25 protein-coding genes are annotated in these 24,600 nt (G+C 70.9%); 9 read left to right on the top strand and 16 right to left on the bottom strand.

The window, feature by feature from the left end; genetic code table 11:
- Positions 1–2: 2 nt before the first annotated feature.
- The 5 genes from ACFP2T_RS09250 to ACFP2T_RS09230 all read right to left on the bottom strand — a co-directional run bounded on the left by ACFP2T_RS09250 (position 3) and on the right by ACFP2T_RS09230 (position 4,586).
- On the bottom strand, positions 3–860 hold the full coding sequence (locus tag ACFP2T_RS09250) for a branched-chain amino acid ABC transporter permease (protein WP_377419698.1): 858 nt from the start codon (positions 858–860) through the stop codon (positions 3–5).
- The gene (locus tag ACFP2T_RS09245; RefSeq protein WP_377419696.1) at positions 857–1,555 is read right to left on the bottom strand and encodes an ABC transporter ATP-binding protein; all 699 of its coding nucleotides are present in this window, start codon (positions 1,553–1,555) and stop codon (positions 857–859) included. Before ACFP2T_RS09245 ends, ACFP2T_RS09250 begins: the two co-directional genes overlap by 4 nt.
- Positions 1,552–2,319 (bottom strand): ABC transporter ATP-binding protein, encoded by a 768-nt coding sequence (locus tag ACFP2T_RS09240; protein ID WP_377419695.1) that lies wholly within the window; start codon positions 2,317–2,319, stop codon positions 1,552–1,554. Before ACFP2T_RS09240 ends, ACFP2T_RS09245 begins: the two co-directional genes overlap by 4 nt.
- Positions 2,320–2,325: 6 nt before the next feature.
- Positions 2,326–3,516 carry an ABC transporter substrate-binding protein gene (locus ACFP2T_RS09235; RefSeq protein WP_377419693.1) on the bottom strand — a complete coding sequence of 397 codons (1,191 nt, stop codon included), beginning with the start codon at positions 3,514–3,516 and terminating at the stop codon, positions 2,326–2,328.
- Between the two features lie 212 nt (positions 3,517–3,728).
- Positions 3,729–4,586 carry a CPBP family intramembrane glutamic endopeptidase gene (locus ACFP2T_RS09230; RefSeq protein WP_377419692.1) on the bottom strand — a complete coding sequence of 286 codons (858 nt, stop codon included), beginning with the start codon at positions 4,584–4,586 and terminating at the stop codon, positions 3,729–3,731.
- Positions 4,587–4,829: 243 nt separating this feature from the next.
- On the opposite strand from ACFP2T_RS09230, the gene ACFP2T_RS09225 reads away from it, so the two are divergent.
- Both ACFP2T_RS09225 and ACFP2T_RS09220 read left to right on the top strand, forming a co-directional pair.
- The gene (locus ACFP2T_RS09225; protein ID WP_377419690.1) at positions 4,830–5,783 is read left to right on the top strand and encodes an ATP-binding cassette domain-containing protein; all 954 of its coding nucleotides are present in this window, start codon (positions 4,830–4,832) and stop codon (positions 5,781–5,783) included.
- A complete protein-coding gene (locus ACFP2T_RS09220; protein WP_377419688.1) occupies positions 5,780–6,571 on the top strand; it encodes an ABC transporter permease in 792 nt (263 codons plus the stop codon). Before ACFP2T_RS09225 ends, ACFP2T_RS09220 begins: the two co-directional genes overlap by 4 nt.
- A gap of 252 nt (positions 6,572–6,823) precedes the next feature.
- Here ACFP2T_RS09220 and ACFP2T_RS09215 read toward each other — a convergent pair whose 3' ends face one another.
- From ACFP2T_RS09215 to ACFP2T_RS09205, 3 genes are all read right to left on the bottom strand, one after another.
- Positions 6,824–8,029, bottom strand: coding sequence for a PH domain-containing protein (locus tag ACFP2T_RS09215; protein ID WP_377419686.1), 1,206 nt, complete (start codon positions 8,027–8,029; stop codon positions 6,824–6,826).
- A 7-nt stretch (positions 8,030–8,036) separates the two neighbouring features.
- Positions 8,037–8,384 carry a PadR family transcriptional regulator gene (locus ACFP2T_RS09210; protein ID WP_377419684.1) on the bottom strand — a complete coding sequence of 116 codons (348 nt, stop codon included), beginning with the start codon at positions 8,382–8,384 and terminating at the stop codon, positions 8,037–8,039.
- A 108-nt stretch (positions 8,385–8,492) separates the two neighbouring features.
- Positions 8,493–9,335, bottom strand: a complete 843-nt coding sequence (locus tag ACFP2T_RS09205) for an NAD(P)H-binding protein (RefSeq protein WP_377419682.1) — start codon at positions 9,333–9,335, stop codon at positions 8,493–8,495.
- An 80-nt stretch (positions 9,336–9,415) separates the two neighbouring features.
- Between ACFP2T_RS09205 and ACFP2T_RS09200 the strand changes: the two genes are divergently transcribed.
- The gene (locus tag ACFP2T_RS09200) at positions 9,416–10,357 is read left to right on the top strand and encodes an AraC family transcriptional regulator (RefSeq protein WP_377419680.1); all 942 of its coding nucleotides are present in this window, start codon (positions 9,416–9,418) and stop codon (positions 10,355–10,357) included.
- 7 nt (positions 10,358–10,364) lie between these two features.
- Here ACFP2T_RS09200 and ACFP2T_RS09195 read toward each other — a convergent pair whose 3' ends face one another.
- The 8 genes from ACFP2T_RS09195 to ACFP2T_RS09160 form a co-directional block, all read right to left on the bottom strand.
- Positions 10,365–10,805: a hypothetical protein gene (locus ACFP2T_RS09195; RefSeq protein ID WP_377419678.1), complete on the bottom strand. Its 441-nt coding sequence runs from the start codon at positions 10,803–10,805 to the stop codon at positions 10,365–10,367.
- 134 nt (positions 10,806–10,939) lie between these two features.
- Positions 10,940–12,055, bottom strand: a complete 1,116-nt coding sequence (locus tag ACFP2T_RS09190) for a LacI family DNA-binding transcriptional regulator (RefSeq protein WP_377419676.1) — start codon at positions 12,053–12,055, stop codon at positions 10,940–10,942.
- Positions 12,056–12,218: 163 nt separating this feature from the next.
- Positions 12,219–13,151, bottom strand: coding sequence for an ABC transporter substrate-binding protein (locus ACFP2T_RS09185; protein ID WP_377419674.1), 933 nt, complete (start codon positions 13,149–13,151; stop codon positions 12,219–12,221).
- 49 nt (positions 13,152–13,200) lie between these two features.
- Positions 13,201–14,385 carry an LVIVD repeat-containing protein gene (locus ACFP2T_RS09180; RefSeq protein ID WP_377419672.1) on the bottom strand — a complete coding sequence of 395 codons (1,185 nt, stop codon included), beginning with the start codon at positions 14,383–14,385 and terminating at the stop codon, positions 13,201–13,203.
- A 3-nt stretch (positions 14,386–14,388) separates the two neighbouring features.
- Positions 14,389–15,477, bottom strand: coding sequence for an ABC transporter substrate-binding protein (locus ACFP2T_RS09175; protein ID WP_377419671.1), 1,089 nt, complete (start codon positions 15,475–15,477; stop codon positions 14,389–14,391).
- Between the two features lie 88 nt (positions 15,478–15,565).
- The gene (locus ACFP2T_RS09170; protein WP_377419669.1) at positions 15,566–16,420 is read right to left on the bottom strand and encodes an ABC transporter permease; all 855 of its coding nucleotides are present in this window, start codon (positions 16,418–16,420) and stop codon (positions 15,566–15,568) included.
- Positions 16,417–17,295 carry an ABC transporter ATP-binding protein gene (locus ACFP2T_RS09165; protein WP_377419667.1) on the bottom strand — a complete coding sequence of 293 codons (879 nt, stop codon included), beginning with the start codon at positions 17,293–17,295 and terminating at the stop codon, positions 16,417–16,419. Before ACFP2T_RS09165 ends, ACFP2T_RS09170 begins: the two co-directional genes overlap by 4 nt.
- Positions 17,296–17,410: 115 nt before the next feature.
- Positions 17,411–18,586, bottom strand: coding sequence for a M24 family metallopeptidase (locus tag ACFP2T_RS09160; RefSeq protein WP_377419665.1), 1,176 nt, complete (start codon positions 18,584–18,586; stop codon positions 17,411–17,413).
- 60 nt (positions 18,587–18,646) lie between these two features.
- Between ACFP2T_RS09160 and ACFP2T_RS09155 the strand changes: the two genes are divergently transcribed.
- Genes ACFP2T_RS09155 through ACFP2T_RS09130 form a run of 6 tightly spaced genes read left to right on the top strand, consistent with a single transcriptional unit; the run spans position 18,647 to position 24,586 of the window.
- The gene (locus ACFP2T_RS09155) at positions 18,647–19,708 is read left to right on the top strand and encodes an alpha/beta hydrolase family protein (RefSeq protein ID WP_377419663.1); all 1,062 of its coding nucleotides are present in this window, start codon (positions 18,647–18,649) and stop codon (positions 19,706–19,708) included.
- Between the two features lie 18 nt (positions 19,709–19,726).
- The gene (locus tag ACFP2T_RS09150) at positions 19,727–20,734 is read left to right on the top strand and encodes an NAD(P)-dependent oxidoreductase (RefSeq protein ID WP_377419661.1); all 1,008 of its coding nucleotides are present in this window, start codon (positions 19,727–19,729) and stop codon (positions 20,732–20,734) included.
- A gap of 13 nt (positions 20,735–20,747) precedes the next feature.
- Positions 20,748–21,998 carry a M24 family metallopeptidase gene (locus ACFP2T_RS09145; RefSeq protein WP_377419659.1) on the top strand — a complete coding sequence of 417 codons (1,251 nt, stop codon included), beginning with the start codon at positions 20,748–20,750 and terminating at the stop codon, positions 21,996–21,998.
- Positions 21,982–23,013 (top strand): thiamine pyrophosphate-dependent dehydrogenase E1 component subunit alpha, encoded by a 1,032-nt coding sequence (locus ACFP2T_RS09140; protein WP_377419657.1) that lies wholly within the window; start codon positions 21,982–21,984, stop codon positions 23,011–23,013. Before ACFP2T_RS09145 ends, ACFP2T_RS09140 begins: the two co-directional genes overlap by 17 nt.
- Complete coding sequence (locus tag ACFP2T_RS09135; RefSeq protein WP_377419655.1) at positions 23,001–23,975, top strand: alpha-ketoacid dehydrogenase subunit beta; 975 nt, start codon at positions 23,001–23,003, stop codon at positions 23,973–23,975. Before ACFP2T_RS09140 ends, ACFP2T_RS09135 begins: the two co-directional genes overlap by 13 nt.
- A complete protein-coding gene (locus ACFP2T_RS09130; RefSeq protein WP_377419653.1) occupies positions 23,975–24,586 on the top strand; it encodes an aldehyde dehydrogenase family protein in 612 nt (203 codons plus the stop codon). The genes ACFP2T_RS09135 and ACFP2T_RS09130 overlap by 1 nt, the downstream gene beginning before the upstream one ends.
- Positions 24,587–24,600 lie beyond the last annotated feature (14 nt).

Raw genomic sequence — 24,600 nt, 5'->3', positions numbered from 1 at the left:
CCTCAATGGGCCTCCTCGACGGTGGGGCGGCGGGCGGCCTGCCAGATCAGCACCGCGAGCATCAGGCCGAGCGCGATCTCGATCTGGTGGGCCGCGCTGCCGTAACCGGCGACCGCCGCCTGGGCGACACCGAGCAGCAGCCCGCCGGCGAGCGCGAGTGCCGGCCGGGTCAGCATCCCGATGATCGCGGCGGCGAAACCGTTGACGATGAGCACGACGTCGCCGTCGAAGGTGACCTGCTGCATCGGGGTGATCAGCACTCCGGCCAGGCCGCCGAGCGCCCCGCCGAGGGTGAAGGAGAACAACCCCATCCGGGTCACCCCGATGCCGACCAGCCGGGCGGCGTACGGGTTCGCGGCGCACGCGGTGAGCGCCTTTCCCAGGTAGGTGCCGGCGAAGAAGAGGCCGAGCAGTGCGAACACCAGCACCGTCACCGCGATGATCAGCAGATAGTGGGTCGGCACCCGGGCTCCGAACAGGACGGTCGCGCCCGCGATGCCGTCGAACGAGCGCGGCTGGTCGCCCCAGAGCAGGACCTCGACCGCGTACGCGAGGATGCCGAGCCCGATCGTGATGATGAAGCCGACCTGCGGAGTCGTCCCGGGCTTGCCGATCGTGATCGCACCGACCGTGAGGCCCACCGCCGCCGCCACCGCCACCGCGAGTCCCTCGGCGAGGCCGTGCGGCAGGCCCGAGCCGAGGAACGTGGAGGCGCACATCGCCCCGATCACGGCGAAACCGCCCTGGGCGCAGTTCACCACGTGGGTGACCCGGTAGATGACGATCATGCCGCTGCCGACCAGCGCGAACGCGCAACCGGTGCCGAGGCCGGTGATCAGGTACAGCGCGAACTCGCTCACGGGACCACCGCCGGGCCGTCGGGGTCGGAAACCGGACTACCCAGGTACGCCTGGATGACCTCCGGACTGCTCCGCAGCTCCGCACTCGGCCCCTCGGCGACGACCCGTCCCGCCTCCAGGACGTACCCGCGTCCGCAGAGCCGGAGCGCGAGCCGGGCGTTCTGCTCGATGAGCAGCACCGCCATCCCGTCCTCGGCGTTCAGGCGTTGCAGGTACGCGGCCAGGTTGGCCACCACGATCGGGCCCAGCCCGAGCGAGAGTTCGTCGATGACCAGCACCTCGGGTCGGCCCATCAGGGCGCGGCCGACCGCGACCATCTGCTGCTGGCCACCGGAGAGCGAACCGGCGGCCTGCCGCCGGACCCGGCGCAGGTCGGGCAGCAGGTCGTAGATCCGGGTGGTGTCCCGCTGCCGGGTGCGCCAGGCACCGAGCTGGAGATTGTCGTCCACGCTCAGCGAACCGAAGACCTGCCGCCCCTCCGGCACGACGCCGAGCCGGCCGCGTACCGCGACCGTGCCGGCCGCCGGGCGGAGGATGCCGGCCAGCGTGTTGACCAGGGTCGTCTTGCCGGCACCGTTGGGGCCGATCAGCGCGACCAGTTCGCCGGCCGCGACGGAGACGCTGACTCCGTCGAGCGCGGTCGCGGTGCCGTACCGGACGGTCACCGAGGTGGTCTCGACGAGTGTCGTGGTCACCGGTCCGCCAGGTCCACGCCGAGGTATGCGGTCACCACCGCCTCGTCGGTGCGCACCTCGTCGGGGGTGCCCTCGGCGATCACCCGCCCGAGGTCGAGCACCGTGATCCGGTCGGCGAGCCGGGCGACCAGGCCGACATCGTGTTCGACCATCAGCATGGTCAGCCCCTGCCCCTTCAGCTCCTCGATGAGCCGGGCCAACTCCTCCCGCTCGGCGGCCCGGAGCCCCGAGGCCGGTTCGTCGAGCAGCAGCAGCCGTGGTCGGCCGCACAGGGCCCGGGCCACCTGGAGCGCCCGCTGCTGACCCAGCGGCAGCGACTCCGCCGGCCGGTCGGCCCAGTCGGCCAGCCCGGACCGGTGCAGCGCCTCGACGGCCCGGGTCCGGATCTCCCGCTCCGTGCGGCGGTGGGCCGGCAGCCGCAGTGCGGCGCTGACGAAGCCGGCCCGGGTGGTGGCGTGCGCGCCGACCATCACGTTCTCCAGCGCGGTCATCCCGTGGAAGATCCGGGCATTCTGGAAGACGACCCCGATGCCGAGCCCGGCCCGCCGGTGCGGGGGAAGCCGGTCGATCCGGGAGCCGTCGTACGCGACGGTGCCGCCGTTCGGGGCGAGTTGCCCGCCGATGAGGTTGAACAGCGTCGACTTGCCGGCGCCGTTGGGGCCGATCACACCCCGGAGTTCCCCGGCCGCGACGTCGAGGTCCACGTCGTGTACCGCCAGTACGCCGCCGAAGGACCGGCGCAGGCCCCGCGCCCGCAGCAGCACCGCCGGTCAGTTCCCGGTGAGCTGGGCGAGTTGGCTCTTCGCCCAGTCGGTCGGCACGAACGCACCCTTGGTGACCGTGTTCACCGAGATGAACGTTCCGGTGAGTCCGGAGTGGTCGGTCGGGCTGTACGCGTACTTCCCGTTGGGAGTGACCAGGGTCAGGGCGTTCAACGCCGCCTGGATCTTCTCGTGCTCGATGCTTTCGGCGCTGGTGACCGCGGCGGCCAGGAGTTTGACGGCGCTGTAGCCGTCCTGGGCGAACTGGGGCGGCGGATAGCCGTACTTGGCCCGGAAGGCGTCGGTCAGTTCCTTCACCGCCGTCTTCTGTGGACCCTCCGGCAGGTGGTCGCCGACGACTCCGATCGAACTGGCGACGAGAACCCCCTCGGCGGCCGCGCCGGCCGGCTTGAGGAACAGCTCGCTCGCCTGCGCACCGGTCAGCACGAGCGGGATGTCGAGGCCGGCGGTCGCGTACCCCTTGGTGATGGCGACACCGGGCGCGCCCGTCGCCCAGACGAGCAGTGCCTGCGCGCCCGAGGACCTGACATGGGTGAAGACCGCGCTGAACTCGGTGGCGGTGGTCTGGAACTCCTCGGTCGCGACGAGGGTGATGCCGTACTGCGCGGCCTTCGCCTGGGTGGCCCGGAAGCCGGCGACCGCGTAGGAACTCTTGGTGTCGTGGGCGACCGCGACCCGGGTCAGATTGACCGCCTTGAAATACTGTAGGAGCCGGTCGGCATAGGTCCCGGCTATCGCGGGGACCACGAAGACGTACGGATGCACCGGCGAGACCTGTTCGTCGGCGGCCGTCACCGACAGGTACGGAATCTTCTCCCGGTCGACCAGCGGGATGGTGGCGAGCGCCGAGTTGGAGAACGGCGAGCCGATGACCGCGGCGACGTCGGCACCCTTCAGGTCGTTGAACGCGAGCACCGACTGCTCGGGTTGGCTCTTGTCGTCCTTGACGATGACTTCGATCTGGCGCCCGAGCAGTCCGCCCTTGGCGTTGATCTGCTCGACGGCCAGCTCCACCGCCTTCTTGTTCTCGCTGCCCAGGGTCGAGTAGTTGCCGGTCAGCGAGACGATCTGGCCGACCTTGATCGGCGACTTGTCGTCGCCGGACCCCTCTGAACCGCCGCAGGCGGTGCCGGCTGTCAGAAGTGAGGCGATGGTGAGCGCAAGGGCGAGTCGACGCACGCGTGTCTCCCAACGACGAGGTGTCGGGTGCAGGCCGAAGTGGTCGCCACGAAGGAGTTGGGTGGAGCGGTCATGGGCATTGTTCGATGTCCGACCCGCCTTCTGCGGCTAAGTTAGGCGCCTTTAGATCAGCCGTCAAGTGTCGGCGCCGCATTGTCCCTTACCGATCCGCACCGTGACCTGCCGAGGATTCGCTACGGGACCGCGGCCGATCACTCGAAGAACAGTGGCAGCAGGGGGAGCGAGTTGACCGCGGTGTGCAACGCGAAGATGCTCCAGATGTTGCGGTAGCGGGCCCACAGGTAGCCGGCCACGAGCCCGAAGCCGCCGTTCCAGACCACCATGATCGCGATCATCTCCCACAGTGGGCCGTCGCCGATCCGGTGTACGTGCATCGCGGCGAAGAGCAGCGCGGTGGCGACGATCGCGGGCCAGCGTCCGAGCAGCGCCTCCAGTCGGGTCTGGAGCAGCATCCGGTAGAAGATCTCTTCGGCGAGGCTGGCGGTGACGAAGGTCAGCGACATGGCGGCGAGCAGGAACGCCCGGTGGAACTCGCGGTATCCGGAGAGGTCCTCGGTGCCGGCGATCGGGCTGTAGTAGAGCAGGTAGGCCCAGGCGAGGAGCGCGGGAACCGGGCCGAGCCAGCGCCAGCGGGCCGGCAGTGCCCTGCGGTGGGCCGCCCCGCCCCGCCAGTCGGTCGGCCAACGGCGCAGCAGCAGCCAGGCGCCACCGAAGAAGAGCACGAGCTTGACCAGGCCGTACCAGACGCCGGGGTCGGCGGTGAGCACGATGGCGGGCAGCAGCAGGGCGATCCCGACCAGCCCGACGGCCTGACGGGTCAGCGCGGGCCGGTGTGCGGCGTCGGCCGGGGCGATGACCGGTAGGTGTGGTGGTACGAGCCGGGTCAGCAGCAGGCCGGCGAGGGCGGCGACGACGATCGCGATCAACGGCTTCGGCGATGCCTCGGCGTCGGCCGAGGTCTGCACGTCCGGGCCGCCGAGGCCGAGCAGGACGAACGGGGAGACGAGGAAGAGGGCCAGTCCGGCACCGGTGAAGATCCGCCAACGCATTCTCTCAGCGTCGTGGCTGATCCGCCGGTTCTCCTCGCCCGCGGTGATGATCCACCGCTCCGTCCTTCGATGGAGCGGGTGGGCCGGGGCCGAGGTGACGCAAGCCGACGCCATCCCGGCTCAGCTATGGCTTGCGTCTGGTGCCAAAGTGATGCCATCATGGTGCCACGGAGGTCGCGCGGTACATCGACGCCGACCGGACCCGCCCCATCTCGACCACTGGACGCTCGGAGAGGAGAGGACATGGCCACACCCCGATCGGCGATCTCGGTGACCGGGCTGCGCAAGTCCTTCGGTAAGCAGGTCGTACTCGATGGGATCGACCTGGACGTGCCGGAGGGCACGGTCTTCGCGCTGCTCGGCCCGAACGGTGCCGGCAAGACGACCACGGTGCAGATCCTGTCCACGCTGCTCGATCCCGACGGCGGTGAGGTACGGATCGCCGGCCACGACCCGGCCGCCGACCCCGACCCGGTACGCGCCGCGATCGGCGTGACCGGGCAGTTCTCGGCGCTGGACAACCTGCTCACCGGCGAGGAGAACCTGCGGCTGATGGCGGACCTGCACCACCTGGGCCGGAGCGAGGGCCGGCGACGCGTCACCGAACTGCTGCAACGGTTCGACCTGGTCGAGGCGGCCCGGAAGCGGGCCGTGACCTACTCCGGCGGAATGCGCCGCCGGCTCGACCTGGCGATGACCCTGGTCGGCGACCCGCAGATCATCTTCCTCGACGAGCCGACCACGGGACTCGACCCGCGCAGCCGGCGGACGATGTGGCAGATCGTCCGGGACCTGGTGGCCGGCGGGGTAACGATCTTCCTCACCACCCAGTACCTGGAGGAGGCGGACCAGCTCGCCGACCGGATCGCCGTGCTCGACCACGGCAGGCTGGTCGCCGAGGGCACCCCGGAACAGCTCAAGCGCCAGGTCCCCGGGGGTCACGTCCGGCTGCGGTTCGCCGATCCGGTCGGACTCCGGTCGGCGGTGCGGGTCCTCGGTGACTCGAGCCCCGACGACGACGCCCTCGCCCTGCGGGTGCCGACCGACGGCAGCGTCCGGGACCTACGGGCCCTGCTCGGCCGGCTCGACGACGCCTCGATCGAGGTCGACGCCCTGTCGGTGCACACCCCCGATCTGGACGACGTATTTCTCGCGCTCACCGGCCAGCCGCAGCAGGAGAAGGAGACCGTACGATGAGCACCCTCGGCCACGTCGCGAGCGATTCGGCGACCATGCTCCGCCGCAACCTCCGGCACATGCTGCGCTACCCGTCCCTGACCCTGCTCCTCCTCGCGATGCCGATCATCTTCCTGCTGCTGTTCGTCTACGTCCTCGGCGGGACGCTGGGGGCGGGGCTCGGCGGGGTGTCCGGCGGTCGCGCCGACTACGTCGAGTACGTCACCCCCGGCATCCTCCTGATCACCGTGGCCAGCGGCGCGGCGGGACCGGCGATATCGGTCGCGATGGACATGACCGAGGGCATCGTCGCCCGGTTCCGCACCATGGCGATCTCCCGCACCTCGGTGCTGACCGGACACGTCGTCGGCAGCATGATCCAGACCATGCTCTGCCTCGCGGCCGTGCTCGGTGTCGCGGTGCTCGTCGGGTTCCGGCCCTCCGCCGGCCCGGTCGAGTGGCTCGGGGCGGCGGGCCTGCTCGCGCTGCTCACCTTCGCCCTCACCTGGCTGTCGGTCGCGCTCGGCATCTCGAGCAAGAGCGTCGAGACCGCGAGCAACCTGCCGATGCCGCTGACGCTGCTGCCGTTCTTCGGCAGTGGCTTCGTGCCCACCGACTCCATGCCGGCCGGACTGCGCTGGTTCGCCGAGTACCAGCCCTTCACCCCGATCATCGAGACCCTGCGGGGCCTCCTCACCGGTGGGCCGATCGGCAACAGCGGAGCCGTCTCGGTCGCCTGGTGCGTGGGCATCGCCCTGGTCGGATACCTCTGGGCGCGCAGGGCGTACAACCGCGCCTCCGTGCGGTGACCGGGCGGTCGCCGGAGTCGACCTGACCGGTTCGAGTGATCCTGGCGGGTTCTACGCAGGCAGCCGTGGCGCCGTGGGTGCCACGGCTGCCTGCGACAACCCCCGTCGTCCCGGCCGGCCGCCGTGACATCATCGAGCGGTTGCCGAGGGGGAGACGGGGATGAGCAGCGCCGCTCCGCCACGACCGGGCCGCGACCCCGCCCGTGACGCGGCCGCCCCCGACCGCCGGCCCGGGTCCGGAACCGCTCCGGGTCATTCGGCCAGGCCGGGCCTTGCTCTGGGCAGGAGCGGCCGGACGGGATCGGCGCCACGGTCCGGCACGTCGGCCCCGGCCGGTCCAGGGCCCTCGGCGGGCTCCGGCCGGTCCGCGGCCGCAGGTGCGGCGGTGGCAGGTTCTGCCGGCGTCCGGTCCGCGTCTGGGGGCTGTGCCGGTCCGCCGGGGGCCGGCGTCAGCCGCTGTATCGCGGCGGCGAGGGTGGACAACTGGGCCGACAGGGCGCCGATCTGGTAGATGATCTCCCGCTGCACCGCCGCCGGGTCCACCGGAGCGGCCTCCGCCGCCGCGTCGCCGCCCGTGCTGCCGTCCAGCGCTCCGTGGTCCTCGTCGGAGCCGAGGTCCGGGGTACCGAGCCTGGCCTCGACGGCCGCCGGCTCGTATATCTCCTCGACCAGGCGCAGGTACAGTTCGTCGGGGTTGGGCAGGTCGACGATCTCGCGCATGGCGTTGGCCCGGCCCGCCGACTCCAGCCGGAACGTGCCGTAGTTGAACAACCGGGCCACCGGCGACTGCACGTAGCGGACGTCGACGACGCGCAGCAGCGGCATCATCGCGACCCTGCGGGCCAGCACGCCCTCGGTCGACATCAACCGCTTGTTGGTGATGACGAACCGGCCGAGGTACCAGCTGAGCAGGCGGAATGCCGCCGTCAACACGGCGGTGACCACGATCGCCGCGACAACCCAGGCGACGTAGCGGGGTTCGATCCGCCTGACCGTCGCCCAGATTCCGAGCACCGCGTAGAGGGCGATCACGGCCAGACTCTTGACGGGGTTGATCCAGTGCCGTCGCCACTCACCGCGGTACCGCTCCGTCGGGAACAGGTACCGCGCCACCATCGCGGTGGGCTCGTCCTCCAACGGAAGGATCGGCCCGGGTAGCAGTTTCTCGGCGCCGGGCTCGTCCGTCGACTCCGACGAGCCGGTGACGAGGTGGCGCAGTCGGATGGCCAGGGCGGCGGAGAGGAAGCGGACCCCCGTACCCAGCTTGAACAGCTTGCCCGGCCGATCGTTGATCACCGCGGCGAGTTCTTCCGCCCGCACCTCGGCCCGGCTGGTGTCGCGGTAGCGCAGTCGCGCCGACCAGGCGACGAGCTTGCGGGCCAGCCATGGGCTCACATCGGTGAGTTCGTTGACGAGCAGCCCCAGCACGATGGCCAGCACGACCTCGACGTTGCTCATCGGCCGCTCAACGGGCCGGGCGCGGGTGTGCGATCAGACCGAAACCAGGTTGTATCCGGAACCGGGGCCGCACCGGGACGGCGGCGGTCAGTTGCTGGCGGGCGACCTCTGCGCCGGCGGCGGTCAGCGTGTAGAAGCGCCGACGCGGCCGGTCCTGTCGCGCCGGCAGGACCTCCCAGGAGCCGGTGATCCAGCCCGCGTCCTCAAGCCGATCGAGCACTCCGTACACGACCGGGCCGGAGCGCCGCAGCGACTTCATGATCAGCCAACCGTGAACCTCGGTCTTCTCCTCCCAGGCCCGGAGCAGCAACGCGAGCACGTCAAGCATCGCGTTGCTGATCTGGGGCGTGGCCACACCACAATGCTACGCATCGGTGACCACTGTGGAAACCCGATCCCGGCTCGCCCGGTCACGCCGGTGCGGGCGGGCCGCCCGCACCGGCGTCGCCGACCGGTCGGGTGGTCACCCCGCCCAGAGACCGGTCGAGGCCACCGTCCGGGCGTAGTCGCGGAAGTCCCGGGGCGGGCGGCCGAGGGCCCGTTCCACCCCGTCGGTCAGGTGGGCGTTGCGGCCGTCCAGCACCTCGGTGAAGAGGTACGTCAGCAGTGCCACCTCGTCCGCCGGCAACTCGTACTCCGCCAGCATGCCGGTGTACTCCTCAATCGAAACCGGTCGGAACCGGATGTCCCGCCCGGTGGCGGCGGCGATCTCCCCGACGGCATCGGCGAAGGTCAGCAGCCGGGGGCCGGTCAGCTCGTAGAGCTGACCCACGTGGCCGTCCTCGGTCAACGCCGCGACCGCGACGTCCGCGATGTCGTCGGTGTCGACGAAGGGTTCTCCGACGTTCCCGACCGGCAGCACCACCTCGCCGCCCCGCACCGGCTCCAGCAGGTGGCCCTCGCTGAAGTTCTGGTTGAACCAGCTCGCCCGGACGATCGTCCACTCCAGGTCGGATTTCATGACCACCTCTTCGGAGCGCTGCGCCTCCTCCTCGCCCCGCCCGGACAGCAGCACCAGCCGGCGTACCCCCTGCCGCGCCGCGAGGTCGGCGAAGGCCCGGACCGCGTCGGCGGCTCCCGGAACCGCCAGGTCCGGATAGAACGACAGGTACGCCGACCTCACCCGGTCGAGCGCGGGCGGCCAGGTGCTCTGGTCCGCCCAGTCGAACGGCGGCTCGGCGGAGCGGGACCCGATCCGTACCGGCCGGTGTCGTGCCGTCAGCCGTTCCACCACCCGGCGGCCGGTCTTGCCGGTGCCGCCGAGTACCAGGGTCAGGGCCGTGTTGTCGTGCTCAGGTTCGGTCATGTCTGAATTCAAGCCCGCAAGGTTGCGACTTCCCATAGCCAGGAATCGCAATTCCATGTTCACACGTCTAGCCTGGGTCGGTGGACGCGCTGACCGGCCTGCTCGACGGGCCACGGGCCCGGGGTGCCTTCCTGCTCCGCTCCGTCCTCGACCCGCCCTGGTCGCTCCGGATCCAGGACGAGGCCCCGCTGACCCTGGTGGTGCTGCTGCGGGGCGGGGCGGTGCTGCTACCCGACACCGGAGAGGTCCGGCCGCTCGGCGAGGGCGACGTCGCCATCCTGCGCGGCCCGGATCCGTACACCGTGGCCGACGATCCGGCCACCCCACCACAGGTGATCATCCATCCGGGGCAACGGTGTACGACCGTCCGGGGGGAGAACCTGGCCCAGGCGATGGACCTGGGCGTACGCACCTGGGGCAACAGTCCGGACGGGGCCACGGTGATGCTCACCGGCACCTACCAACTGCACGGCGAGATCGGCCGACGCCTGCTCGGTGCGCTGCCCAACCTGCTCGTGCTCCCCTCGGGCGAGCGCCTCACCCCGCTCGTGCGCCTGATCAACGACGAGATCGTCCAGGACGTGCCCGGCCAGGAGGCGATCCTGGACCGGCTGCTCGACCTGTTGCTGGTCGCCGTCCTGCGGGCCTGGTTCGCCCGACCCGAGGCCGAGGCGCCGGCCTGGTACCGGGCCCACGCCGACCCCGTGGTCGGGCGGGCCCTGCGAATGCTGCACAACAATCCGGCCCACGCCTGGACGGTGGCCAGCCTGGCCGGCGCGACCGGTGTCTCCCGGGCGGGGTTGGCCCGCCGGTTCGCCGAGTTGGTCGGCGAACCGCCGATGAGTTACCTGACCGGCTGGCGCCTGGCACTGGCCGCCGACCTGCTGCGGGAACCCGACGCCACCGTCGCCTCGGTGGCCCGGCAGGTCGGCTACGGCAGCCCGTTCGCGCTCAGCACCGCCTTCAAGCGTGAGCGCGGGATCAGTCCCCACGAGCACCGGATCGGGGCGTCCGCCGGGTAGGCGGACGTCACCGGTCCTCGAACTCGCCGTCGAACGGATCGTGACCGAGAAGCCCCAGGAAGGCCGCCCGGAGGTCGATCCCGGCCGTCTGGCCACGTTCGGCGCGGTCCCGGACATGCTCGAACAGTGGCGTCAGCCGCCGGATCTCGTCCGCGGAGACCACGGCCACCAGCGGGGCGGAGCCGCGCCGGTCGACCTCGACGGCGACGACGCTGGTCTCCGGGATCGCCGAGAACGTGAACGGGCCCAGCCGTTCCATGGTCACCGCCGGTGTTCCGTCCGCGCCGGAGCCGCAGGCCATCGCGCGGATCCCGGCGATCCGTTCGAGCTGGTACTGCGCCAATGCCCGCAACGTCGTTGACTTCTCAGGATTGTCGCGGATGTCCCGGAGCCGTCGTTCGACGTCATCGAGGTTGGCCGAGTTGTCATCTTCGCGCGAGCCTCGCATTGCCAGAGGGTATCGATGCCCGCTGGGGCCCTGTCGCACACGCGGTGCGAACGATCCTCGGCTCGCCACGGGGGCGCAACGACGCCGGATCCCGGTGTGCCAGGCGCGATCCGCGGACTCAGGGCTCGGCGGACTCAGACAGCCGGCCGGACCGGGCGTACGGGCGCCTGGTGCGGGGTCGCGGCGCGCCGGCTACCGGTCGCGCGGCCTCCCTGCCGACCGCCGGTCGCGGTGCCCGTCGGTGCTGCCGTGGACCGGCGCACCACCAGCGTCAGCGGAAGCAGGATCGAGCGCGGATGGCGCTGCGGCTCGTTCAGGCCCTCCAGCAGTAGCCGCGCCGCCTCCGCGCCGAGTTCGTAGTGCGGGATCCGCACCGTGGTCAGCGGTGGGCTGAGCTTGTCGATGAAGGGCATGTCGTTGAAGCCGACCACGCTGACGTCCTCGGGGCAGCGCAGGCCGCGCTCGCCGAGCGCGTCGTAGCAGCCCAGCGCCAGCAGGTCGTTGCCGGCCAGTACGGCGGTGAAGTCGACGCCGGCTGCGAGCAGCCCGTTCACCGCCTCGGCTCCCGCGCTCTCGGTGAAGGACCGGCAGACCACCAGCCGCTCCGGGGCGTCCTCGAGGTCATGGTCCTGAAGCGCCTGCCGGAAGGCACGCAGCCGGCTGAGCCCGGTGGACAGGCCCTGCGGCCCGGCCAGGTGCACGATCTTGCGGTGGCCGAGCTCGACGAGGTGCCGCATTGCCAGCGACACTCCGGTGGCGTCGTCCGCGGTGACCGAGGGGATGTCGGAGCGGCCCGCCCGGCGGTTGACCAGCACCACCGGGCTCTCCGCCGCCGCGAGCTGTTCGAGTAGCGGATGTTCGAGCCGGGCGGTGGCGAAGACGTAGCCCTCCACGTTCCGGCTGCGCATCGACTCGACCGCGGCCGCCTCCCGGGCGGGGTCGTTGTCGGTGTTGACGATCCAGGCGTTGTAACCCACCGCGCCCAGGACGTCCTCGACTCCCCGGGCGATCGGCGGGAACAGCGGGTTGGTGAGGTCGGGGATCACCAGACCGATGCTCGCCGACCGGGCGGTCTTGAGGCTCCGTGCGATCGGGTTGGGCCGGTAGCCGAGGGCCTGCGCCGCCCGTTCCACCCGGTCGGCCGTCTCGGCGTTGACCAGGTTCCGGGTGGCGGGGTTGAGCGCCCTGGACGCCGTGGCCCGGTGCACCTGGGCCCGGTCCGCGACGTCCTGCAGGGTCGGCTTCCGCATGCTGGAATCGTAAGCGGAGGGCCCGGTGGGGACATAACCGCGTGTACTCATATCGAACCCGGGTTGCGATCGCACCGGTCGGCCGGTCCCGCCCGACCGGCCGGCTGCCCGAGGCGCCCGCAGCGGTGCCTCCTGCCGCCGCCCCTCATACCGCCGCCGGCTCTCATGTCGCGGCCGACCCGAGGAAGCGGTCGTCCACCAGGCCCGAGCCGGGCGCGACCAGCGTCGCGAGTTCGCGGTCGCCGCCGGCGTACCGGCTGCGCAGCCAGCGCAGCGTCTCCAGCGACTCCCCGTCGAGACGACCGTCGGGCACCAGTCCCTCGTCCGGATCCGAGAGCGTCTCCAGGTAGCGCCGGACGCCGTCGGGCGCCAGGCCGAGGCGGGATGCGGTGACGCTGCCCGCCAGTTCGGCCACTCGACCCTCGGCGAGCGCCCGTGCGGTCGCCAGGACGACCCCGGTGAGGTCGCGCAGCGGCGACGACCCCTCCCGTACGCCGGTGGCCGGCGCGGCGAGCACGGTACCGAGATAGCGGCCCAGCGACGACGCCCGGCTCAGCCGAGTGCAGCCGGCCGACTCGGCCCGCAGGTCGTTGCCGGCGTTGAGCACGGTGGTCGCGCACTTGCCGGCGACCAGGGCGGCGGCCCGACGTGGGGTCGACCCGAACGCCGCCACCTCGTAGTCGTGTCCGGCGCGCATCCCCTGGCGGGCCAGCAGTTCGTAGGCCACGAACGCGAACCCGGACGTCGGTACGTCGACGGCCAGTACCCCGCCCCGCAGGTCGTCGCCGGACCGTAGGCCGGGACCGGAGAACAGAGACAGTCCGAGGCCCCGGTCCACGGCGGCCAGGATCCGTACGTCCGCCGACCGCCCCAGCGGGTTCGCCGTCGAGCCCCGGTAGGCGAGCACGTTGTCGGGACTGGTGAAGACGGCGTCGAGCTCACCGGCGAGCAGGGCGGTGAACTGCTGCGTCGACGAGGCGACCGGCACCTCCTCGACGATCAGGCCGGCCCGCTCCCACGCGCCGCTGGCCGCCGCCACGCCGAGCACGATCGATGGACTGAACACGCCGAGTCGTAACCGCACGGGAGCCGCCACGCAGCATCTCCTCAGGTCGGAAGGGAACGTTCGCAATCGGTTGTGGCACTCAGGCACGGGCCTGCTCCATCAGCGCCCGGAGCCGGGGTTCCGGTTCGAGGACGAAGAGCCCGCCGTGCACCCGGTCGGTCACCCATACCAGCTCGTCGGAGTCGACGAAAAGGTCGTTGGCCTGTGACACCGACTGGCCCGGCGGCGCCTCCGACACCCAGTGCGCGATCTCGCGGGGATCGTCCGGATCGGCCAGGTCGTAGACCCGCACCCCGGCGCTGAAGTAGGTGGCGAAGACGAGTCGTCCGCTGCGGTAGGACCCGGTTCGGTTCTCGTGCAGGCAGTGCGGCCCGAAGCGCATCGGCAGTTCGTCGTACGGGCCGGTCGGGTGGGGGAGGGGACCGAGGTAGCGCGGCGTCGACGGCTCGGCGATGTCGACCAGGTGGATCCGCCGGTCGGGGGCGTACGGGCCGTCGTGCTGCTGCTCGTCGGTTACCACGAGCAGGTCCCGGCCCGGTAGCGGCAGGCAGGTGTGCGTCGCCCCGCCGCCCCATTCGAGGTGTCCGATCATCGTCGGCACCGCCATGTCGGAGACGTCCAGCACGACCAGGTTGGCGTCGTCGAAGCCGAGGTACCCGACGTCGCCCGCGATCAGCGCGTGGTGCGCGGCGTACCGCCGGCCCGCCGGCCAGTCCGGCCGCTCGCCGCCGGCCGTCCACTGCCCGGGCCACCACCAGCGGCCGACCTCGACCGGCCGAGTGGGATCGGTGAGGTCGAGCACGACCCAGATCCGGTCGGTGAAGCCGTCCGGCACCGCCGACAGGTGGGCGTACCGGCCGCCTTCCCAGACGATCCGGTGCACCCCCTTGCCGCCGGAGGGCCAGAAGCCGATCTGCTTCGGCGCGAACGGGTCCGCCAGGTCGAAGACGGCCAGCCCCGCCGAGTGCGGCCCGAGCGGTGCCGCGGGCCGGTACGGATAGCGCTCGTGGTTGACCAGCAGCAGTCCGTCGGCCACCTGCACCTTGTGGGTGTGGCTGTTGTCCGGGGCCGGCCACTGGTCCACTAGGCGGGGCCGGAGCGGGTCCGACACGTCGAGGATGGAGGTGCCCATCCTCGACGTACCGGTGTGGCCGACGTAGAGGGCGTCGCCGGAGCGGACCACCTGCATCCCGTCGCCGCTGCCGGCGAGGTCGTGGTGCGCGAGCAACCGGAGTCCGCTGGCGTCAGCCGTTCCCACCCGCATGGCTCACACGTTCCCGGGGGTGGGGCGCAGCGGCAGACCCAGGTTCTTCTGCGCACGCCAGAGTGGAAGGAGGTAGGTGTACTCGCGCCAGTCGGTTCCTTCCGGCACCGACTTGAAGCTGATCTGGTCGGCGATGAACTTGTCCATGTCGGCGGGGTCGAACCCACCGTCGACGACGTGGTACGTCGGCGCGTTCTCCGCCGAGTACGCGTCGGCGAAGTCGGTGGGGATCTCGAAGCCCTGCTTCCGCATCAGGTCGAGGACCGCGTCCTTGTTGGTCTGTTCGGTGATGAACTGCCGGGCCTTGAGCGTGGCGGCGAGGAACGCTGTGACGGTCTCCGGGCTCTCCGTCAGCAGCTTGTTGGCCGCCCAGCCGTTCTGCGGCACCCGACGCGTCTCCTCGAAGAGGAACCTGCCACCCGCCTTCTCCAGCAGTCCACGGTGCCGGAGCTGCACGCTGGCGCCGTCGACCGTTCCGGCGATCACCGACTGGAGCCGCTCGTTGGACTGCCCGCCGGTGCTGACGATCTTGACGTCCTTGGCCGGGTCGACACCGTTCTTGGTGAGCAGCTCCCGCAGGATCGCGTCGTTGCGGCTGTTGAACTGGCCGCCGGTGATCGTTTTGCCCTTCAGATCGGCGGCCGAGTTGATGCCCTTGCGGACCCCTAGGACGTTGGCCTCGCCGCCGAGGTAGACGGAGAGGAACCGGACCCCGGTGTTGCTCTTCTTGGCGGCGGCGATCGACGTGTCGGCGTCGTAGAGAGCCAGGTCGAGCGAGCCGCCGATGAGCGCCGGGAGCGGGTCCTCGATCGTCTTGATGTCGACCTTTTCGATGCCGACGTCCCTGAGGTACCCCTTCTCCTGCGCCACCAGGATGTCCTCGTGGAAGAGGTAGTACGGGTTGTCGACGCCGACCACGAGTTCCTTCTTGACCTTGCTCTTGTCGATGTTGCCGTCCACGTCCTCGGCGGCGGCCGGCACGTCCCGGCTGGTGGTGTTGCCGGTGTTGTCGTCGCCCCCGCCGCCGCAGGCCGCGAGGAGGAAAAGCACGCTGGAAGCGGCTGCAAGTCGGGTGAGCCTGGTTCTGTGCATCGGTCGCTCCTGGTCGTCGTCGTCCCATGGGAACCGGTGTGTGGGGTGGGGCCCGCGAAGGGCCGGGGCCGAGCGAAGTGCAGGGTGGCTACGCTCGCGAGGCGTCTCGCCAGGGCGCCGCGCGCTGTTCCAGCCAGCGCATCGACTGCACCAGGCCGACGGAGATGACCGCGAGGAGCAACAGGGTCGCGTAGAGCATGGGTGCGTCGAACTGTTCGCCCGCCTGGTCGAGGAGGAAACCGAGCCCGTTCCCTCCGCCGCCGAGCAGTTCGCCGATCAGCATGCCGACCAGCCCTCGGGCGATGCCCTGGTTGACGCCGGCGATCACGAACGGCAGCGTGTACGGCAGGATCACCTTGAGATAGATCTCGGGTCGGTTCGCCCCGAACGTCTCCCCGGCCCGGAGAAGTGACGGTTCCACCGTCTTCACGCCCGCCATGCAGTTCACCATGATCGGGAAGACGGCGGAGAGCACGATGATCGTCAGCTGCATCGAGTTGCCGAAGCCCAGGATCAGGATCAGCAGGGGGATGAGGGCGACGCGGGGCAGCGAGGTCATCGCCCAGACGTACGGGCTGAGGATCAGGTCGGCGATCCGGCTCGCGCCCATGAGCAGGCCGACCGGGATGCCGATCGCCGCCGAGATCGTCAGGCCGATCAGGAAGTTGGACAGGCTGTGCCGCAGTTCCGGCCAGATCGTGCCGTCGGCGAATCCGGTGTACATCGCGGTGAACACGTCGCTGGCCTGTGGGAAGAAGAGCGGGTTGATGACCTCGGCGCGGGCGAGAAGCTCCCACAGGGTGAAGAAGATGGTCAGGTTGACCAGCGTGATCACGGTGCTCTTGAACGGTGCGAACCGGCTGACGGCGAGGCTCTCGATATGGTTGCCGTCCACCCGCTTCGGGTCGGTGGCCGGCGCCTTTCCGATGGTGTCGGTTGTCATGATCCGCTCTCCCGCTTCGCGCCGAGGGCCTCGTCGGCCAGGAGTGACCACAGATGACCGCGGATCTCCCCGAACCGTGCCGACCGCTTGACGTCGCCCTGCTCGTCGAAGCGGGGCCGGGGGAGGTCAACGTCGATGACCTCGCGGATCACGCCCGGCCGCTTGGATATCAGCACGATCCGGTCGGCGAGCAGGACGGCCTCGTCGATCGAGTGCGTGATGAAGACGACCGTCTGCCGGGTGTTGACGATGATCTTCTCCAGTTCGGCCTGCATGGCCTCCCGGGTCATCGCGTCCACCGCGCCGAAGGGCTCGTCCATCAGCAGGATCTCCGGCTCGGTGACGAGCGCGCGGGCGATACCGACCCGCTGTCGCATGCCGCCGGAGAGTTCGTGCGGATAGGACTTCTCGAAACCGGTCAGGCCGACGAGGTCGAGCGCGCGGGCCACCCGTACCTCACGCTGGGCCTTTGGTACGTGCCCACGGCGGTTCTCCATCGCGAAGTGGATGTTCCGCTCGACGGTCCGCCAGGGCAGCAGCGCGTAGTCCTGGAACACCATCGCCCGGTCGGCGCCGGGGCCGGTGACTTCCCGCCCGCGGACCCGTACCGTGCCCTTGATCGGCTTGACGAAGCCCGCGACCAGGTTGATGAAGGTGGTCTTTCCGCAGCCGGAGGGCCCGACGATGGCGAGGAACTCGCCGGGGCGCACCTGGAGGGAGACGTCGCGCAGGGCGATCAGTCTGGTGTGTTCGCGCCTGTTCTCGTAACCGGCGGTGACGTTCGCTACCTCGATGAGCGCCGGCTCTGACTCTTCTCGCCCGGCGACCCGGTGCGTGCCGGGTTCCGCAGGGACGTGAACCTTCGATTGCACCATGCCAGCTCCCTGCTCAGATCAGAAGCCTGGCCGACTGCCTGGTGTGGCGTACGCCACTGCAATCGGTTGCGCCACGGTATCAACCGCATTTCGGGCCGTCAACGAATTCTGCAGCTCACAACTGGGGCATCCCGGCCGGGAACCGGTGCAGTGACCGCCAGCCCGTCTCGGTGACCACCACCATCTCGCCGGTCTGCACCCCGGCAGCCAGGTCGGCGGTGCAGACGTTCGGCTGTACCACCAGCGTCATGCCCGGACGCAGCGGCTCGGCGTGCGGGCCGCGCAGGGGACGGCCGCGTCCGCTGAGCACGGGCGGCAGGTAGCCGCCACCCAGCCCGTGAACCAAATCGTCCACAGTGGTCAGCCCTTCGGCCCGGACCCGGTCGAGCACACCGAGCAGCTCGGCGGGGAGGGCGCCGGGCCGGATCCGGGCCAGCAGGTCGTCCCGGACCGCTTCGGCGACCCGGTGCAGGTGGGCGTACCGGGCGGTGGGCGGAGCGCCCACGGTGGCCGTACGCAGCAGTTGCGCGGGATGGTCCGGACCCCAGCCGGCACTGAGTTCGAAGAGCACCACCGAGCCCGGTTCCGCGCGACGGTCGCTCGGCCACTGCGCCGGTACGCACCGGTCCGGGTCCGCCATCGAGGTGGTCGTCACGTAGCAGATGTGGTGTGTACCGCCGGCGGCCCGGTAGGCGTGTTCGGCGGCGGCCACCATCTCGCGCTCGCTGGCACCCGCCGCAGCGGCCCCCAGCAGGGCCTGCGCGCCCCGGTCGGTGAGCGCCGCCGCGTACTCCAGCCAGGTCAGTTCCTCGGCCGACTTCGTCATCCGTTGCCGGGTGTAAACCCCGTTCAGTCCCACCACACCCGTGGCCCAGGCGTCGACCGCGTCCCGGACCGGGCCCGGCACCGGCCCCAGCAGGGCCACCCGGCGCGGCGGACCGCCGCTGTGCAGCAGGCGGAGCACCGCCTCCGGGACATCGCCGTCGAGCATCTCGACCTCGTCGCCGAGCCCGGCGTCGCGGACGGTCCGCCGGGCGTCCGGAACGTGGTTCGGGAAGCCGACGAGCAGCCGGGCGGGTGCGTCGCCGTCGAGCACCACCACCGCCTCCCGGGTGACCGGCCAGGTGGTGAGCCATCCGACGGCGCTGCCGAACCGGTTCGCCCCGTACGCCAGCACCGTGTCGGCGCCCGCCTCGGCGGCCGAGGTCAGCAGTCTGCTCCGGCGGTCCCGCAACTCTTCGACGCTGAATCGGGGCGGAGGGCCGGCCACAACCGGTGACGTAGTTGACACGTCCCTCATGGTCGGGCAACGATGCACACGATTGCAAGATGCGACGGGAAGGAGGCGGAAATGGACGACCGAGTGACCTCGGCGATCGCCAACTGGGCGCCCCGGTTCACCACCAACGGGGTGGCCGTCGCGGACTTCGAACGGGTGACCCGGGCCGTTTCGCGCTGGGAGGACTGGTGCGCGGCCTGGTCGGCGGTGGCCGCCGAGCACGAGGCCCTGGCCGTCGAGGCCGGTACCGAGCAGCGGTTCCGTTCGGCAGGACAGCACTACGCCCAGGCCTCGGTCTACTACCACTTCGCCAAGTTCCTCTTCGTGCAGGACCTCGACCAGATGCGCACCGCACACGCCGCCGCGGTGCGCTGCCTGGACTCCGCCCTGCCGTACCTCGATCCGCCCGGCCGCCGGGTGGAGATCCCGTACGACGGCAGCCGGCTGGTCGGTGTGCTGCGGCTGCCCGCACACCGGATCGGCCCGCACCCGTTGGTGGTGATGATTCCCGGCCTGGACTCGGCGAAGGAGGAGTTCCGCTCGACCGAGGCGCTGTTCCTGGAACGCGGGATCGCCACCTTCAGCGTCGACGGGCCCGGCCAGGGCGAGGCTGAGTACGACCTGCCCATCCGGGGCGACTGGGAGCGGCCCGGTGCCGCCATCCTGGACGCCGTGTCCGGGCTGGACGACGTCGACCCGGAGCGGCTCGGGGTCTGGGGGGTGAGCCTCGGTGGATACTACGCACCGAGGGTGGCCAGCGGCGACGACCGGGTACGCGCCTGTGTCGCCCTCGCCGGCCCGTACGACTTCGGTAGCTGCTGGGACCAGCTGCCGGCGCTGACCCGCGAGGCGTTCCGGGTGCGGTCCCGGTCCACCGACGACGACGCGGCCCGCAAGGTCGCGCACACCCTCAGCCTCGACGGACGTACCTCGTCGATCACCTGCCCGTTGCTCGTCGTCACCGGTCGGCGGGACCGGCTGATCCCCTGGCAGCACGCGGAACGGCTCACCGCCGAGGCGGCCGGGCCGGCCACGCTGCTGATGCTGGAGGAGGGGAACCACGGCTGCATGAACGTGGCCGCCCGGCACCGGCAGAAGACGGCCGACTGGGTGGCCGCCCGACTCGGCGTGTGACGGTGCCTTGACACCCTTGTGACGCCTCCTCTAGCGTCCGAGACTAGCGTTCGTAGCAATCGATTGCATAGAAGGCGGGGCACGATGACCGACGGAACGCTGCCATCGGAGACGGTCGGTTGGATCGGAGCCGGCCGGATGGGTGCGGCGATGGCCCGCCGCCTCGCCCGGCGGGGCGTCGACATCACGGTCTGGAACCGCACCCGGGGCAAGTCCGAGGCGCTGACCCCCGACGGCGCGCGGGTGGCGGACCGGCCCACCGAACTGGCCGACCGGAACGTGGTGTTCACCATGGTGTCCGCCTCGGCGGACCTTGAGACGGTGCTGATCGGCGAGGACGGCCTGCTGACCCGCTCCGACGCGGCGCCCGCAGTGGTGGTCGACTGCTCGACGGTCTCCCCGGAGACCTCGGCCGCGATGCGGGAGGCGGCGGCGCGGCGTGGCACCGAATTCCTCGCCGCCCCGGTGAGCGGCAACGCCAAGGTGGTCGCCGCCGGCAAACTCAGCCTCGTCGTCTCCGGCCCGGAGGCGGTCTACCAGCGGGTCGCGCCACTGCTGGAGTGCATCGGCCGGTCCGCGACCTACGTCGGCGAGGGCGAGGCGGCCCGGCTGGTGAAGATCTGCCACAACCTCCTGCTCGGCGTGGTGACGCAGTCCATGGCCGAGATCACCGTGCTCGCCGAGCGGGGCGGGGTCTCCCGGGCGGCGTTCCTGGACTTCCTGAACAACAGCGTGATGGGCTCCACGTTCAGCCGCTACAAGACCCCGGCCTTCGTGAAGCTCGACTACACCCCGACGTTCACCCCGATTCTGCTCCGCAAGGACTTCGACCTCGGACTCGCCGCGGCACACGACCTCGGCGTACCCATGCCGCTGGCGGCGCTCACCCAGCAACTCGTGCAGGGCACCATCAGCGGCGGCCGGGAAGCCGAGGACTTCGCCGTGCTGCTCGACCAGCAGGCCACGAGCGCCGGCCTCGATCTCAAGCCCGAGGCCGCCGAGGTGGACGACGGCCTGACCGCGTAAGGGAGGTGCCGCCATGACGGTTACCGCTGGTCCGCTCGTGCCGTCCCCGGGACGGATGGGCGTCGACTTCGAGGAACGGGTCGACTTCGGTCGGCTGCGGGACTACCGGCTGGGCCGGGCCCGGGACGCCCTGGCGCAGTCGGAACTCGGCGCGCTGCTCGTCTTCGACATCAACAACATCCGCTACCTCACCTCGACGATGATCGGCGAGTGGGCCCGGGACAAGATGGCCCGGTACGCGCTGCTGGCCCGGGACGCCGAACCGGTGCTCTGGGACTTCGGCTCGGCCGCCAGGCACCACCAGATGCACGCCCCGTGGCTGCGTCCGGAGAACTCCCGGCCCGGCATGCTCGGCCTCCGTGGCTCGGTCGCCCCCGAGGCGGGACTCTTCGAACGGGCGGCCCGGGAGATCAAGGGCCTGCTGGAGGACGCCGGTGTCGCCGACCTTCCGCTCGGCATCGACGTCGCCGAACTGCCGATGGTCTTCGAGCTGCAGCGCCTCGGTATCGACGTGCGCGACGGTCAGCAGGTGCTGCTCGACGCCCGGCTGATCAAGTCGGCGGACGAGATCGCGCTGCTCTCCACCGCGGCGGCGATGGTCGACGGGACGTACCAGACCATCGTCGACGCGCTCAAGCCCGGAATCCGGGAGAACGAGGTCGTCGCGCTGGCGAACAAGCGGCTCTACGAGATGGGTTCCGACGACGTCGAGGCGATCAACGCGGTCTCCGGCGAACGGTGCAGCCCGCATCCGCACAACTTCAGCGACCGCATCATCCGCCCCGGCGACCAGGTCTACTTCGACATCATCCAGTCCTTCAACGGCTACCGCACCTGCTACTACCGCACCTTCGCGGTCGGCCGGTCGACGCCCGCGCAGCGGGACGCGTACACCCGGGCCCGGGAGTGGATCGACGCGGCGATCGAACTGGTCAAGCCCGGGGTCGGCACCGACGAGATCGCCCGGCTCTGGCCGCGCGCGGAGGAGTTCGGCTTCGCCGACGAGATGGCCGCGTTCGGCCTGCAGTTCGGGCACGGCCTCGGCCTGGCCCTGCACGAGCGGCCGATCATCAGTCGGCTGAACTCGCTGGAGAACCCGGTCGAGCTCGCCGAGGGCATGGTCTTCGCGCTGGAAACCTACTGCCCGGCAACCGACGGCTACTCCGCGGCCCGGATCGAGGAGGAGGTCGTCGTCACCGCCCAAGGCCCGCGCGTGCTCACGCTCTTTCCGGCAGAGGAGTTGTTCGTTGCCAACGCCTACTGAACTCGGTCTTCCGCCCATCCCCGCCTTCGGCGCGGCCGTCGACGACGACCTGGCGCTGCGGCTCTACACCCTGATGCGCCGGCTGCGCCGGTTCGAGAAACGCGCCTACGACCTGTTCCTGCAGAACCTGGTCAAGGGCACCAGCCACCTGTCGCTGGGCCAGGAGGCGATTGCGGCGGCGTTCGGGGTCGCGATGCGTCCCGACGACTGGACCTTCGCCACCTACCGGGGGCACGCGCACACCCTGGCCCGGGGTGTCGAGATGACGCCGGTGATGGCCGAACTGCTGGGCCGGTCCACCGGACTGCTGGCCGGCAAGGGCGGCTCGATGCACCTGACCAGCGTCGAGCACGGCATGATGGGCTCCTACGCGATCATCGGCGCGCACCTGACCATCGCGAATGGCGCAGCCTGGTCAGCCAAGCTGCGCGGCACCGACCAGGTCGCGGTCTGCTTCTTCGGCGACGGCACCACCAACATCGGCGCGTTCCACGAGGCGCTGAACCTCGCCGCCACCTGGCGACTGCCGGTGGTCTTCGTCTGCGAGAACAACCTCTGGATGGAGTACACCCCGATCGCGAGCGTGACCGCGGTACCGTGGCCGGCCGCCGACCGGGCCGGGGCGTACGGGCTGGAGTCGCAGGTCGTCGACGGCAACGACGTCACCGAGATGTACGAGGTGGCCCGGCGCGGCATCGAGCGGGCCCGGGCCGGCGAGGGGCCGGCGCTGATCGAGGCGCTGACCTACCGGCACGGCGGACACTCCCGGGCCGATCCGGCGAAGTACCGGCCGGCCGAGGAGGTACGCCCCTGGCTGGCCCGGGACCCGGTCGAGACGTACCGGGCCCACCTGCTGTCGTCCGGAGTGGACGAGGCGGCGCTGAAGCAGATCGACGAGAACGTGCTGCGCGAGGTGGACGAGGCGACCGAGGCGGCGAAGGCCGGTCCGGCGCCCGACCTCGACCTGGTCGAACGGGACGTCTGGGCGGATGGGAGCTCGTCATGGCGCAACTGAGCTACCGGGAGGCGGTCGCCCGGGGCATCGCCCAGGAACTCGACCGCGACGAGCGGGTCGTCTTCCTCGGTGAGGACGTCGCGGCGCCGGGTGGGGTGTTCAAGGCGACCGGCGGCCTGCTCGACCGGTTCGGTCCGCTGCGGGTCTCCGACGCACCGATCTCGGAGCAGGCGATCCTCGGCGCCGCGATGGGTGCGGCGATGACCGGGCTGCGTCCGATCGCCGAGATCATGTTCTCCGACTTCCTCGCGGTCTGCTGGGACATCGTCGCCAACCAGATCGCCAAGACCCGGTACATGACCAACGGGCAGGTGACGCTGCCGCTGGTGATCCGGACCGCCAACGGCGGCGGGATGCGGTTCGGGGCGCAGCACTCGCAGAGCGTGGAGAACTGGGCGATGGCCGTACCGGGGCTCAAGGTCGTCGCGCCGTCCACTCCGGAGGACGTGATCGGGCTGCTTGCGGCGGCCGTACGGGACCCCGATCCGGTGATGTTCTTCGAACACAAGGGCCTCTACCCGATGAAGGCGGAGGTGCCGGACGGGGAGATCGTCGACATCCTCGGCACCGCGAAGGTACGCCGGACCGGAGCCGACGCCACGATCGTCGCCCTGGCCGCGATGGTGCCCCGGGCGGTCGCGGCGGCGGAGGAACTGGCCACGCTCGGCATCGAGGCCGAGGTGATCGACGTACGTTCGCTCGTTCCGCTGGACACCCGGACCATCCTCGGCAGCGTGGCCGCGACGGGCAGGCTGTTCACCGTCGAGGAGAACCCCCGGCTCTGCGGCTGGGGCGCCGAGGTCGTCTCGATCGCCGTCGCGGAGGTGTGGTCGGACCTGACCGGGCCGCCGGTCCGGATCACCACCCCGCACGTGCCGTTGCCGGCGGCGGCGGAGATGGAGGACCAGACCATCCCGTCCGCGGCCAGGATCGTCGAGACCGTCCGGAAGGCGCTGAGCTGATGGGTGACGAGGCCCTGGCGCTCGCCCCGGGCGGAATGCTGATCGACGGCCGGTGGCGGTCCGCCGAGGCCGGCACGACACTCGACGTCTACGACCCGTCGACCGCGGAGGTGGTCGCCCAGGCAGCCGACGGCGGGATACCGGACGCGCTCGCCGCGATCGAGGCGGCCGACCGGGCCGGGCCGGGATGGGCCGCGACCGCGCCCCGCGAGCGGGCCGAGACGCTGCGCCGGGCCTTCACCCTGATGACCGAACGGGCCGACCTGCTCGCCCGGCTCATCGTGATCGAGAACGGCAAGGCGCTGCGCGACGCCAAGGCCGAAGTGGCGTACGCCGCCCCGCTGGTGGTCTTTGACGACGTCGACGAGGCGGTCACGCTGGCCAACGACACCGAGTACGGCCTCGTGTCGTACGTCTATACCCGGGACCTCGCGCGTGGGCTACGGGTCAGCGAGGCCCTGGAGTCCGGCATGGTCGGGCTGAACCGGGGTGTGGTGAGTGATCCGGCGGCACCGTTCGGCGGGGTGAAGCAGAGCGGTCTCGGTCGGGAGGGCGGACACGACGGCCTGCTCGACTATCTCGAGTCCAAGTACATCGCGGTGCAGTGGTGACCGCACCGGCACAG

This window comes from Plantactinospora solaniradicis (assembly GCF_042658085.1).
GTDB lineage: Bacteria > Actinomycetota > Actinomycetes > Mycobacteriales > Micromonosporaceae > Plantactinospora > Plantactinospora solaniradicis.
This window is presented reverse-complemented; position numbering and strand designations above follow the sequence as displayed.